Origin of the sequence: Sinorhizobium sp. RAC02 (assembly GCF_001713395.1) — a bacterium.
GTDB lineage: Bacteria > Pseudomonadota > Alphaproteobacteria > Rhizobiales > Rhizobiaceae > Shinella.
The window spans coordinates 160,665-173,165 of sequence record NZ_CP016452.1 but is presented as its reverse complement, the minus strand read 5'-3'; the positions used below and the strand labels follow the sequence as shown (position 1 = coordinate 173,165).

The window sequence follows — 12,501 nt, the reverse complement described above, 5'->3', positions numbered from 1 at the left end:
ATCTGCATGGAGCAAGCCACCATGATGGACAGATTCGAACGCATCCGCAAAAAAGCTTATGAAATTTGGCAGTCGGAAGGATGCCCGCCTGGCGAAGATTTGCGCCACTGGCTGATCGCCAAGTCAGAGCTTGATGAAAATGTCACAGTGGCACCCCCACTCGCGGGACTTTCTGTTTTCGGGGAACGTGATCGCGGGAGCGCTGGCGACGGAAAGGTCGCGCCAAGCGAGCGTGCTGGACCAGGCGAACAAGTCGCGATTACCACCGGCGCTGCCCCGCCGCGCAAGAAGGTCAAGCGGACCGAAGGGCAATGAGACAATGAACCATGTCAATCACGCGATCGAGATCGCGCTTGTCGCCCACGAGGGACAGATGGACAAGACCGGTCATCCCTATTTCGAGCACTGCCGGCGGGTGGCCGAGGCAGTCCAGGGCAACGAGACCAAAGTCGTTGCTTACCTGCATGATGTCGTCGAAAAGGGCAGGGAATGGACCCTCGACCGGCTACGAGAGGAGGGATTTCCCCCGAGATCATCGTCGCGGTCGATGCGATGACGCACCGCGACGGAGAGGCGTGGGAGGATTTCGTTCGCCGAGCGGGGAAGAATAGTTTGGCGCGACCGGTCAAGCAGGCGGATCTTGAGGACAACCTTGCACAGGTCCAGACGCTGGGGCAGGATGGCACGAAGTACGCGGAAGGCCTTGTGCTGTTGAATACGCTACGAACATCATGAAGAGCGAGGCGCTTTACGGAACCGACGGCCGGCCCCAAAAGTTCGTCCTTCTATCGGAACCACTGGTAGACGGGAGGACCCAAATGAGTAGTTCGACGACCACCAACCATGATGTGATCCGGAAATGGATTGAGCAGCGCAACGGCCGGCCCGCCGCCGTTCGTACGAAGGGCAAGGGTGGCCTTCTTCGGATCGACTTTGGCGAGAAGGACGAGGACCTTGAAGAGATCGACTGGGACGAGTTCTTCGAGATTTTCGAGAGTAGCCGGCTTGCCTTTCTTCATCAGGAGAAGACGGAAGACGGCAAGACCAGCCGCTTCAACAAGTTCGTAGCGCATGAATAGGCGGATTATATGTTTCGCCCGGGGTCTGACGAGAGGAATTCCTCGGTGAGGAGCAATTCCACCTGCGCCGAGAAGCGATTGCCAAGCAGGGTAAGCGATGCATCATGCGTTTTGTCTGCTCCGCTGCACACCGCATCCTTGAGAACAATGACGCGATACCCGAGGTCGATGCCGCCAAGCGCTGTGGCCAGCACGCAGACATCCGTCTCGCCACCGGTGATGACCAGCGTGTCGACGGCCTTTCTGGCAAGCCAGGAATGCAGGCGGCCATCGATCCAGGGCGAATAGACCGTTTTGTTGAAGATCGTCGCCGGCGGGCAGTAACGTGCAAGTTCGGGAACGAGGGCGAGCAAGTCGGGCGATAGATGCTCGCCCGTCATCATCCACCATTTTTCGTAATAGGTCCGCCACATCCCGTGGGCATCGGAGGGGCGGACCGGCGGACAGAAGCGCGTGAACGTCGTGCGGGCACTGTAGCGCTCCGCAACCTCGACAACCTGCGGCGACACCGCCTCCATCCAGGAAACCCGCCACGGCGTATCCTCGGCGAACATTCGCTGCATGTCGACGCAGATATGGCGCCAGTTTCCGAGCATGGCGGTACTCGCGGAACCCGATTTTGTACGATGCGAGGGCGGGCAGCGGGAACTGCCCGTCCCCTGCATCTTTAGGCAGCCCTAGCCTTGCCTTCGCGGTTGACCTTCGTTTCGGCGAGCTGGGTCAGCGCCTGGTCGGTCTTCGTCTCCTCTGAAAGCGTCTGGTCGAGCAACTGGGTGACATCCTTGTGCCCCAGCTGCAGGGCCCAGGACTTCAGGGTGCCGTAGCGGGCGATCTCGTAGTGCTCGACGGCCTGTGCGGCTGCCAGCAGGCCGGCGTCGAGCGCAGGCGAATCCTTGAATTCCTCGAGTATCTCCTGGCCTTCTTCAAGGATACCGTCGATGGCCGGACAGGTTTTGCCACGAGCGGGCTTGCCGAGAATTTCGAACACCTGCACGAGCCGCTCGACCTGGCCTTCCGTTTCCTGGAGATGCTTGTCGAATGCAGCCTTGAGGTCTTCGGCCTTGGCGCCGCGGACCATCTTCTTGAGGGCAGCGATGATCTTGCGTTCGGCATAATAGATGTCCTTGACCCCGTCGATAAAGAGGTCATCGAGTGTTTTCGTTGGCATTGCTGTCTCCTTGTCTGAAATGAGCCGCTAATTGGCCCAAATTGAACAATAGATTCGGACGTGTTGATCGTGGGACGCGCCACGCTGATACTACCCGCCGCGTGCGGGTCCGACTTTATCGAAATCGCACTGGCCGTTTTGTCAGGTTCATCTGGATTTCGAGTCTGCTGGCAAATCGGCCCACGAGGCGCAGCAGCTTTTGGGTTTCCCATTCGCTGATGCCCTGCGATCGGCAATAGGTGACGACGTCAAACACCTTGCTCGCCGGCGTTGAAAGCTTCCTGTCGAGATGCTGCATGACGTCTCTCCACGTTTAGCGCCAATTAAATGCTCCTAAGGCGAGGTTGTTCCTGGGCAGCTGGGCAAAATGCGCAAAGCGACCCGGAATCAGGACGGTTTTCGATGGATGACCACGAGCTTGAAAAAACCCATCGGGCGCAGGCCTTCGACGGCGTCAATCGATACGCCGCCATGGGCCTCGCTCCACTGTTCGATCGTTGAAAGATGGAATGAACTGCTTAAACCGAGCCGGCGGGCAACCGGCGCGATCGCGCGCTCCAGCGCAGACTGGAGAACTCCGCCGCGGCTGATCCGGCTTGCGACAATGATTGCCCCTCGGGGCTTCGTCACCCGGGCACATTCGGAAAGGACGACCTCCGGTTCCGCAACCAGGGTCAGGACGAAAGGCAGGGTGACAACTTCAAACGCTGCGTCGGGAAACTCTAGCCTGTGGGCGTCCATGACGCGTAGGTTGACGTTGTGCAGATTGAGACGGGCGCGTTTCTCCTGTGCACGTGCCAGCATCTCTTCCGAGATGTCGACGCCGATGAGTTTGTGAGCGGGATCATAATACGAAAGGCCAAGCCCGGTTCCGACGCCGACTTCAAGAACATCACCGCCGTGGTTGCTCGCCCTTTGGGCGAGCAACCGGTGGGCCTGTCTCAATATGCCCGCATACAGGAAGTCATAGACCGGAGCCCACCGTCGATAGATGCGACGTTGAATGTCTGCGGTTTCACAACTGGTGGTCATGGCAACAAGACGGTATTCGTGGCTCTAGTTGTAACGAGCGCATGTTGTTGACTGATGGGCCCCTACTTCTTGTCGAGGTCTTCCGCCATCTTTAGGTGATGTTCCAGATCAGGCAGCGTTTTCGCGGCCCACGCCTTGAGGTCCGGATTATCGCCCTCCTCCGCGTAGCGCTTGAAGACGTCCACGGCATCCTCATGCGCGTCTTCCTGATCATCCTGATAGGCATCATCGAACTCTGCACCAGATAGCTTCTTGAGCTCGTCGAGAGATTCTTGCTGGTCTTCGGAAAGGGCTGCCGCCGGCTGGGCGTCCACCTTACCGCCTTCCAGAAGGGCCTTCAGGTCCGCCGTGGTTTTTTGATGAGCGTCGACCATCTGCTGCGCGAAGGCTTCTGTGGTGGGGCCACCGCGTTCGAGGGCAAGCTTGCTCGACTCGATCTCGAACATATCGCTCATCGAGACTTCCTTCACGAAGTCTTCGGTCTTGGGAGGAATGTTCAGGGCGGAGTTGACGCCGGTTGTCTCGGCGGTCGATTGGGCGAGAGCGGAGGACGCGATGAGAAAAAGGGCAGGGGCGAGGCGAAGTGTGTTCATGGCTGGTCTCCTTTTCCCGCAACTAACGCTGCGATTTTTACGTTGTTCCATCGATCGCCCTTTGCTCCTGAATAATTGGCAAAACGAGTTGTGTGACGCGGGTTAAAGGGCAGGGAGTACCTCTGTGCCCATAAATTTGATGAAGCTCTCCTGATCGCGTGACACGTTGTGAATATAGATTTCGTCGAACCCGCAACCGGCGCATCGTTGGATTTCTGCGATGAGATCCTCACCGCGATCTATGACCACCATGCAATCATCCATCGCATCCAGCGAGACTTTTTGTGTCAGTCGATCAAATTCCGATGGCTGCCGGGTATCTGCGAGTTCCTTTGCCGAAAGCGCCGCGCAACGCCACTGATCCCATGCCGAGCGCCTTGCGTCGTCTTTTGTCACCCCCCAAGCGATCTGTAGCTGCAGCGCCAGGGGCTTGCCCCTTCCGCCAGCAGCGCGAAAGCTCTCGACAACGATACGGAGTTCTTCGACCGGTTTCCGAACGGTCAGCAGGCCGTCAGCCAAACGGCCCAACGCTGTCGCGGTCTGTGGTGTGAGAGCAGCGCCGAACATCGCAGGCATTCCGTCGGGAAGCGACCAGAGCCGAGCCTTCTCCGCAGAAAACCACGGGTTGCGTGCATCAACGATCTCACCGCGGAAGAGGCGACGCATAATGTCCGCCCCTGCGCGCAAGCGATCAGAGCGTTCTGACTTATCCGGCCAATCAGCGCCGACGACGGTCTCATTCATAGCCTCGCCGCTGCCAAGGGCAACCCACCGGAGCCGGTTCGGGAACATGTCCGCTAGCGTCGCAACCAAATGCGCGAGAACGACAGGATGATAGCGCCAACCGCCCGGGATGGCGAGACTGCCGAAGGGGATCGAGGTGGATGAAAGGGCCGCGCCGAGCCAAGCCCAGTTGTTTCCGCTATTGCCCTGTCTCTCGCTCCACGGTGCAATGTGGTCGGAGGTCATCACGGCGCCGAAGCCAGCATCTTCAGCCTTACGCACGAACCGCAACAGGTCGCTCGGCGAAAATTGTTCGTGCGAGGCGTGGTATCCGATGATCACGCGTCCTTCTCCATCGCTTCGCAACGCACCCAGACGCTGACACTGCCTCCTTCCGCGGGAAACGTCGCCCGTCCGTCACGATCGACTTGGATCTTGTCCTGCCGATGTCCCAAGAAGTCCGCAAACGTCGCACCGGCATGATCATTGCCGAGATCGGCGTTTATTTCCGATGCATCGCCATTGGAGACGACCGTTACGCAACCCGGCGCTTCACCCGTGCCGTGGCGGATGAAGCCGATGCAGAACGGGTGCTCAAAGAGGTCTGTCTGCGGTCCGTTTGCGAAGCGGCGCCGAGCCTCCATCAGCTTCGGCAGGCAGGCAATCGCAGGCATCTCCACGTTGTATTCGTTTTCGTCACTGCCCTTGTCACGGTATGTCGCCCCCTCGAGATCCGGCGCGAAGATGCAAGGTAGGCCGTGCTCCCTCAATAGGATCAGGGCATAGGCGATTGGCTTAAACCAAGGCTCGACACAGGCCTCCATTGACTGCAGGGGCTGGGTGTCATGATTATCGACCAATGTCACCGCATGTTCGGGAAGTGAGGCGACCAGCGATCCGTCAAATATGGTGCGAAGGTCGAAGTCGCGCCCAAGTTTCGAGGCGTCGTGGAACCGGTGATTGAGAGCGACGTCGAAAAGCATGACTTGCCGGTCGACGCTATCGAGATAGGCGTTGAGGGTGTCCATGTCGGGGTGCCAATATTCGGCGACCACAAAGAGGTCGTCGCCGAGACTGTCGCGCATGTGTCCGACCCACTCCTTGAAGAACCAGGCCGGAACATGTTTTGCAGCATCAAGCCGAAATCCTCCAACGGGCACCTGTTCGGCAAGCCATCGACCCCAGAATTTGAGCTCTTCTGACACTGCTTTGTTGCGAAACTCGACATCTGCACCGAGCAGGAAGTCGTAGTTTCCAAATTCCTGGTCCACATCCGCGTTCCACTGACCCTCGCCGTACGCGTTGACCAGTCTGTAGACACCGGATTCATCTGGCTCCTCGATCACATCCACGCCGCTGAAACAGGACTTGTCCCAGATGAATTTTGAGTGCTTGCCTTCCCGGCCAGGAAATGTGAACCGGGTGTGAGCGAAGGCCTCGAAAGCCTCGTCTTCGATCTGAGTTCTATCCTGCTCATTGACGCGGCGGACGGTTACGCGTTCCCGCTCATCCGCGCCCATCTTGTGGTTGAAAACGACATCATGAATAACGCGGATACCTTGGTTCCGGAGAGCAGTACAGGCCCTTTCCAGACTGGCGCGATCTCCATACTTGGTTGGCACGCTGCCCTTCTGATCAAACTCACCCAGATCAAACAGATCGTAGGTGTCGTACCCGACAGACTCTGCCCCCGCAGCGCCTTTATACGCTGGCGGCAGCCAAACGTGAGTGATCCCCATGGCCGCAAGATCACGCGACTTCGCGTCAATGTCCCTCCAGAGCGACCCTCCACCGTGAGTGTACCAGTGGAACGCCTGGAGAAGCATCGGAGCAGACATCGGTGACCTTTCATTTGTTTTGAATGGTCTCCTAACGGGCTTTTGCATGTTTTGTTTCCTGCTGCCAGTTCGCTTGCTTATTCTGTCCTCGCGCTGGCCGTCTCCAGGCTTGCGGCTCGATTGGGGCTTCACTCGGCCTCACTGTTCGCCCGCTAGTTCCGAAGACCCCGAGGCCCGGAAAATATCATTTCGATTAATTCCAAGACCGGCCGGAGCGGGTCTGTTGGTTGGTTGGTGCAAGCCATTCAAGAGGCGGCACATTCATCGCTTCGGACGATTTGGCGTGGGTCGCAGTTCGGATCCGCTCAAAGGCCATGCCCGCAGTCTGGGCCTCCACCACAAAAACTGCGTTTCTCACCAACGTGGGAATTTTCCGTAAAGCGCATTCTCGAGTCTAACCCTGAGTGTTGATTACCGTCTGAATTTGACCCATTTTTTCATTTCACGGTAATCCACTTAGACCGCGAAAAGTCGTTTGCGAACAATTTGCTGCGCCGGATTTTGTGGGTCACCGCGAAACGGAAAAATGGATCAAACGCGGCTGAAACTCGACCGCCGGGCCTTAGCGGGGTGCGGAATGATCGTTCAAAGTAGGATCGAAGCACAAGAACTAAAGTTTACTGCTGATCGTCATTAGTGGAAGCCCGCAATTCCGAAACCATGAGGTCTTCGGCCCGTTGTCACACTTTGCGCCTACAATTGACATGCCCGCGCTGGTTAAATCAGCCAACTGCTCTCAATATCGATTGCGTTCTTCTGGCGAAAGGTTCGACACATGGAAAGCGATGCTCAACTAGCCGAGATGTGCTTGTTGGTCGGCATTATCTCGTTTGCCGCCCTTCGTCATGGGGTGGTGGCTTATCCGCCGCCGCTAAAAAGCGTTTTACCGCACCGTGCGCCGCTAACTCCCTTGCCGGGTAGCGGGCGACCCCTCCACCACTGCGGTTTTTCGACGATCTGTGTAAGAGGACGTCTGCTTCGTCGTCCGTCGCCCAACGTCTCTCACCGGAGGAGCGCCAAACATCCGCGCATACTCCCTGCTGAATTGGGAAACGCTCTCGTAGCCTACCGCAAATGCCACACCGGCGGCATCCCCGGCCTTTTCGAGCAGCAGACGGCGCGCTTCATGCAGCCTGAAGCTCTTTTGGTACTGGATGGGTGTGAGCGACGTCGCGACCTTGAACTGTCTGTGGAAAACCGAGACGCTCATACCCGCCATCCGGGCCAGGTCCTCGACCTTGAAAGGCTCCGTGTAATTCTCGCGCATCCAGCCAAGCGCGCGTCGAAGGTTTGACTGGCGGCTTCCAGCATATGCGATCTGGCGAAGCTTGGTACCCTGCGGTCCTTGAAGGAGCCTGAACAGGATCTCCCGTTTTAACATTGGCGCAAGCACATGGATCTCGTCAGGTCTGTCAAGTAACCTGATCAACCTGAGAAAAGCGTCCGCGAGCTCCGGTTGGGTCGGACTGATGCCGAGACCGCACATGAGGTAGGGATCGTCGCTTTCGGGCATCTCGGCAATCAACTCGGCCAGCGCGGCCTGATCGAAATTGAAACCAATTCCGAGAAAAGGTTCCCTACCGCTCGCCCGCGAGATCCGGCCCACTACCGGGATTTCGATGGTGGCGACGAAATAGTTACCTTCGCCGTAGACGAGGGAGTTGCCGCCGCAGGAGATATCCTTTTCGCCCTGGAGCACTAGGCACATCGTCAGTTCGGTGATGCCCGCCGTTAGCTCGGTCGTGGTCCGCGACTGCAGGAGGGACACCCCGCAAATCGTCGTCTCCGTGCGTGGGCCGCGGGCGTGTTGCGTCACGAGCGCCTTGAGTTCGTCTACCGTGTCAGCCATCCGGTTTAGATCGCACCGCTTCAGGTCAACTGCAAGGGTCCGGCAGGAATAGGCAAAAAGTCAGCAGAATTCGGCACGCTCGCTGACGGTGCGGTCCCCATTCTCCTGGTGTCGAAACAATCTGGAGAATACGAATGTCGAAGAACGCGCTGATCACGGGGGCAAACAAGGGCATCGGCTACGAGACCGCCCGCCGCCTGGGGGAGCTTGGTTACAGGGTGTGGCTGGGCGCGCGGGATACGGACCGCGGCGAGGCTGCGGCAAAAAACCTGAGAGAGCTCGGTCATGATGTCCGCCATCTGTCGCTGACCGTGGATGACGAAGAGAGCGTCACGGCGGCCGTCGATCGCGTCGGACTGGAAGACGGCAGGCTTGACGTGCTGGTCAACAATGCCGCCGTGCCGGGCCAGTTCGTCGACCCAGCGGAGCAGGAACTGGCCGACATACGGCGGGTTTACGAGGTCAATGTCTTTGCACCCATACGCATTATACAGGCATTCCTGCCGCTCTTGCGGGCATCTCCGGCAGCCAATGTCGTCAATGTAAGCAGCGAGCTTGGCTCGCTCGGCGCGCTCTCGGACCCCACCAGCGAGTTCTACGGCGTCAACGCGCTGGGTTACAACAGCTCGAAGAGCGCGTTGAACGCGGTGACCGTCGCCTTTGCCAAGGCGCTGGCCGAAAGCGGAATCCGCGTGAATAGTGCGGATCCGGGATACACCGCGACAGATTTCAACGGGGGTGAGGGGCATAGAACCGTGGAAGAGGCGTCAGAGATTATCGTAAGACTTGCGTCGGCTGAGGGGGCGGGTTCTCCCAATGGGAGCTTCGCCAACGACAAGGGCAAGCTGCCGTGGTGATCGCGTTGGCCCTTGATCCGATGCCAGGTTTCGAGGTGTGACGTGTAGCACCGGCATGTTCGACCTGGACGAACATGCGGGTGCTCACCCTTGAAAGTGAGCGGCTGGGCGCGAACGGGATTGTCCACCATTGCTAGCTCGTAGGGATCGACCCAAGGGACCGGACGCCTGAACCAGAGATCTAGGATTGAGGGCCTGCCTATGCATAGCTCTATCTGGGAGAGACTAATCCAAAGGCTCATTGCGGATTCGCACGCGGTGCTGAGAGTGAGACTAAGTTCATTTCAAGTCGCTCTAAACCCATTCAATAAGCTCCCCACCATAGGCACACATAGTTGCGGCACGACCATCCCTCGACGGGCCGCTGCACCTCGGTTCGCTACAGTCACCAGCGCCTGATCGCGCTGAATGAATGGCGACAAGTCGATGGCGAATTCAAGCTGCAGTGAACCTTGAATTTGATTTTTTCACTTCCTAGCTCACCAGGCGATCGAGGCTCGATGACCCCGGTCGCGTGACCACATGTGAATGGAGTGAGACCCGAATGGAAGAGAACATCAAAATCATCAAGAGTGCGAGCGTCCCGGAAAGGGAGGAGATCATCGTGGATTTCGCCCGGTGGCTTGAGACCACCTCACGGGAAGCGCTCGTCCATGGCGAAGGGCGCTTTGCCGCAATGTCTGCGAATATGGCAGAAGCAATACGGGTCAATGCAGACGATCTTGCACGTGACAATCCAGAGGCGGCCGAGCGGGTCCTACAGCAAGCGTGCGCCATGATATCGCAATTCAAAGCTGCCAACCCTCATCGCGTTCTCAGTCGGTCAGTCCATTAAGTTGCGGTCTTTAAGCAAGACTAGTTCTAACGCTCGCGGCAGCCGATGAAACAACCTCGCCTCAAGCGATCGTTATGGCCGCAGGGGAAAGGGCTATCTGCCGTAGAACGGTGGGTGACCAGGCGTCTTTGAGAGCTGAATGCGCTTCCGGTAAAATCGGCCCCTTTAACCTCGCTACGCGGATAGAATGCTGAAGAACACAAGCCAAATTCTGACGCGCTGGTATGGCCTCGAAAGGGAGGCACATTTTTTCTGTCGCGGATCTTGAATCCGAATTCGGCAAAACCAAATCGAGTGTCGCCAGCCGCTGATAACGGGCTGGCATCGCCGGGAGCGCTACGTGTGGCATTCCCGTACCCATGTTGCTTCAAGGAGGATATGGCTATGGCAACATCTTACGATTACGCACCTCTCTACCGCTCGAGCGTCGGCTTCGACCGGGTATTCAGTCTCCTGGAAAATGCACAGCGCGCCCGCTCGACCAACGACTGGCCACCCTACGACATCGTCAAAACCGGTGACGACACCTACCGGATCTCGATCGCGGTGGCGGGCTTTGCCCAGGACGACCTCGACATCAGTTTCCAGTCCAATCTGCTGACTGTTACCGGCAAGAAGCAGGAGACCCCAACGGATGGCTACCTACATCGCGGCATTGCTGGCCGTCCGTTTGAACACCGGTTCGAACTAGCCGACCATGTCAGGGTGAATGGCGCGGATCTGAGCAACGGTCTCCTGTCGATCGAGCTTGTTCGTGAAATCCCCGAGGCATTGAAGCCGCGGAAGATCACGATCCAGAGCACACCTACTTTGACCTCGGTTGCTCCAACGCAGATCGAGGCGCAAAAGGCGGCTTGATATCTAAGCCTATCCACTAAATCAGGGCGCCGTCGGGACGGCGCCCGTCAACATTCCGGGTTGGGAAGGAGAGAGCAATGAAACCCGATATGTTCAGAAAACCTGTCACCATTCTCGTCGGTTTGGGTTTCCCTGCGGAAGTTCAAAGCGTCATGGACGCCTACCGACACCTTGTCGAGTGGCCGACCTCGTTCAGAGACACGGCACACACCATTGCCCTGAAAGCATGTCAGGCGGCGCTTGGCGGTGAAATCGAAGCCGAGACGGCGCGCGGCCTGTTCGCAGCCTTCGCGGAAAAGCATAAGATTCTTGCCCCTGAAACGCCCGCGATCACGGGTTCCCGCATGCGGGACGACAGTGGTCCCCACGCGCAGTGAGGTCGTTGAATGAAAGACATCAGGTTGCAGCAGTTGGTCGACAGTGCAGTGGCGATGGGACCGACAGTTCTGATGCGAGGCATGCAGCTTCGACGGCCGATCGATGTGGTGAAAGCCCCATCCCTGTCAATCGATGACAAACGGGCGATTCTTGCCGCATGGGCATCCGGTTTCTATGCGGTCGACTCGAAACCGACGCTTCGGCAATTGCCCGGAACGCCAGAGCCTGTCCCGATCGATGAGGTCCAGTCAGCCCTTATCGAACTCGATCGGCGCTGAGCCTGAGATGTTTCGCGTTGGCTCGGCGGCATTCTGCCTCGGTCGAAGGAAACGGGCCTCCCAGTTCAAGCGTCCACTTGTCGGGATACACACTAGGATTCTAAAATCTTACACCGCTGTTTTGCGATGATCTAATAAAGCAGCAAGGGAACAATTTCGGGCCCTGCGCATTATTTGGTTGAGTCGTGTAACCGTTCGCGCGTAAGAGGGGCGATAGTGATTTCGGCAGACAATTTGAACCTCGCTCAAGCTTCGGCGTCAAGGCGACGCGTGTTGATCGCCGAAGATGAAATCCTTATCCGCTTGGACGTTGCAGACACCCTCCGTGAGCAAGGTTGGGAAGTCGTGGAAACTGGAACGGCGGATGATGCCCTTGCCGTGCTGGCGCGCGACGAACAGTTCGAAGTGGTGCTGACCGATGTTCATATGCCCGGTGCCCATACGGGCCTGGACCTGGCAAGGATGGTGAAACAGTCTTATCGTCACATCAAGGTTGCCGTGATGTCCGGCCAGCATCGACCATCCGACGATGAGCGGCACTTGTTTGACCTGTTTCTGCAAAAGCCGATTCTAAACATCGCAAGCGCGTTATCTCCGCTGGCAGGCAACATCGATGACTGACACACCAGCATACGAAACGATCCTACTTGTCGATGCCGATCCTTTACAGCGCTCGACAGTTGGTCAATATTTGAGGGACTGCGGATACCGGGTTATTGAGGCGACTGATGTCGCAGAGGCAATCACTGCTCTGTCCCATCAAGATATCGAAATTTTGGTAACAGACATAGCATTACGGGATGAGTCCGGGTTTCAGCTTTCCGCCAAAGCCAGAGAAATTCGGCCAGATCTCAGGGTGGTGGTGACACACTCGGCCGAGAGAACGGCCAAGATTGCGGGCGACCTTTGCGAAGATGGTCCGCTGGACCACCCCTACCATCCCCAGCAGCTTGTCGAGCGCATCAAGCGATTGCGACGATCCTGACGGTGCAACTGCCATAGCATCAGATCCG

General features: G+C 57.7%; 17 protein-coding genes and 2 pseudogenes. 11 read left to right on the top strand and 8 right to left on the bottom strand.

The window, feature by feature from the left end:
• Window positions 1-6: 6 nt before the first annotated feature.
• The 3 genes and pseudogenes from BSY16_RS21995 (at window position 7) to BSY16_RS21985 (ending at window position 1,079) form a co-directional block, all read left to right on the top strand.
• A complete protein-coding gene (locus BSY16_RS21995) occupies window positions 7-315 on the top strand; it encodes a DUF2934 domain-containing protein (protein ID WP_286157312.1) in 309 nt (102 codons plus the stop codon).
• Between the two features lie 4 nt (window positions 316-319).
• A pseudogene (locus BSY16_RS21990) lies at window positions 320-735 on the top strand (HD domain-containing protein).
• A gap of 83 nt (window positions 736-818) precedes the next feature.
• Window positions 819-1,079, top strand: coding sequence for a hypothetical protein (locus tag BSY16_RS21985; RefSeq protein WP_069062013.1), 261 nt, complete (start codon window positions 819-821; stop codon window positions 1,077-1,079).
• Between the two features lie 5 nt (window positions 1,080-1,084).
• Here the strand turns inward: BSY16_RS21985 and BSY16_RS21980 are convergent, their stop codons facing one another.
• From BSY16_RS21980 to BSY16_RS21945, 8 genes are all read right to left on the bottom strand, one after another.
• Complete coding sequence (locus BSY16_RS21980; protein WP_069062012.1) at window positions 1,085-1,675, bottom strand: cysteine hydrolase family protein; 591 nt, start codon at window positions 1,673-1,675, stop codon at window positions 1,085-1,087.
• Between the two features lie 71 nt (window positions 1,676-1,746).
• A complete protein-coding gene (locus tag BSY16_RS21975) occupies window positions 1,747-2,247 on the bottom strand; it encodes a YciE/YciF ferroxidase family protein (protein ID WP_069062011.1) in 501 nt (166 codons plus the stop codon).
• 115 nt (window positions 2,248-2,362) lie between these two features.
• On the bottom strand, window positions 2,363-2,545 hold the full coding sequence (locus BSY16_RS21970) for a hypothetical protein (RefSeq protein ID WP_069062010.1): 183 nt from the start codon (window positions 2,543-2,545) through the stop codon (window positions 2,363-2,365).
• A gap of 89 nt (window positions 2,546-2,634) precedes the next feature.
• Window positions 2,635-3,279, bottom strand: coding sequence for a class I SAM-dependent methyltransferase (locus BSY16_RS21965; protein WP_069062009.1), 645 nt, complete (start codon window positions 3,277-3,279; stop codon window positions 2,635-2,637).
• Between the two features lie 62 nt (window positions 3,280-3,341).
• Window positions 3,342-3,872: a DUF4142 domain-containing protein gene (locus tag BSY16_RS21960; RefSeq protein WP_069062008.1), complete on the bottom strand. Its 531-nt coding sequence runs from the start codon at window positions 3,870-3,872 to the stop codon at window positions 3,342-3,344.
• A gap of 102 nt (window positions 3,873-3,974) precedes the next feature.
• Window positions 3,975-4,937, bottom strand: a complete 963-nt coding sequence (locus BSY16_RS21955; protein ID WP_171902471.1) for a TIGR03885 family FMN-dependent LLM class oxidoreductase — start codon at window positions 4,935-4,937, stop codon at window positions 3,975-3,977.
• Complete coding sequence (gene amyA / locus BSY16_RS21950) at window positions 4,934-6,433, bottom strand: alpha-amylase (RefSeq protein ID WP_069062006.1); 1,500 nt, start codon at window positions 6,431-6,433, stop codon at window positions 4,934-4,936. The genes BSY16_RS21955 and amyA overlap by 4 nt, the downstream gene beginning before the upstream one ends.
• A gap of 901 nt (window positions 6,434-7,334) precedes the next feature.
• Complete coding sequence (locus tag BSY16_RS21945; RefSeq protein WP_069062005.1) at window positions 7,335-8,282, bottom strand: AraC family transcriptional regulator; 948 nt, start codon at window positions 8,280-8,282, stop codon at window positions 7,335-7,337.
• A gap of 134 nt (window positions 8,283-8,416) precedes the next feature.
• Here BSY16_RS21945 and BSY16_RS21940 point away from each other — a divergent pair, with 134 nt between their 5' ends.
• The 8 genes and pseudogenes from BSY16_RS21940 (at window position 8,417) to BSY16_RS21910 (ending at window position 12,473) form a co-directional block, all read left to right on the top strand.
• Window positions 8,417-9,139, top strand: coding sequence for an SDR family oxidoreductase (locus tag BSY16_RS21940; RefSeq protein ID WP_069062004.1), 723 nt, complete (start codon window positions 8,417-8,419; stop codon window positions 9,137-9,139).
• Window positions 9,140-9,488: 349 nt separating this feature from the next.
• Window positions 9,489-9,588, top strand: a pseudogene (locus BSY16_RS32115) (aspartate-semialdehyde dehydrogenase); the annotation flags it as partial.
• Window positions 9,589-9,683: 95 nt separating this feature from the next.
• A complete protein-coding gene (locus BSY16_RS21935) occupies window positions 9,684-9,974 on the top strand; it encodes a hypothetical protein (protein WP_069062003.1) in 291 nt (96 codons plus the stop codon).
• A gap of 384 nt (window positions 9,975-10,358) precedes the next feature.
• Complete coding sequence (locus tag BSY16_RS21930; RefSeq protein ID WP_069062002.1) at window positions 10,359-10,832, top strand: Hsp20 family protein; 474 nt, start codon at window positions 10,359-10,361, stop codon at window positions 10,830-10,832.
• A 77-nt stretch (window positions 10,833-10,909) separates the two neighbouring features.
• Window positions 10,910-11,209, top strand: a complete 300-nt coding sequence (locus BSY16_RS21925; RefSeq protein WP_069062001.1) for a DUF982 domain-containing protein — start codon at window positions 10,910-10,912, stop codon at window positions 11,207-11,209.
• A gap of 9 nt (window positions 11,210-11,218) precedes the next feature.
• Window positions 11,219-11,488 (top strand): hypothetical protein, encoded by a 270-nt coding sequence (locus BSY16_RS21920; RefSeq protein ID WP_069062000.1) that lies wholly within the window; start codon window positions 11,219-11,221, stop codon window positions 11,486-11,488.
• Between the two features lie 270 nt (window positions 11,489-11,758).
• Window positions 11,759-12,109, top strand: coding sequence for a response regulator (locus BSY16_RS21915; protein ID WP_286157379.1), 351 nt, complete (start codon window positions 11,759-11,761; stop codon window positions 12,107-12,109).
• Window positions 12,102-12,473 (top strand): response regulator, encoded by a 372-nt coding sequence (locus BSY16_RS21910; RefSeq protein ID WP_069061999.1) that lies wholly within the window; start codon window positions 12,102-12,104, stop codon window positions 12,471-12,473. Before BSY16_RS21915 ends, BSY16_RS21910 begins: the two co-directional genes overlap by 8 nt.
• Window positions 12,474-12,501: the final 28 nt, after the last annotated feature.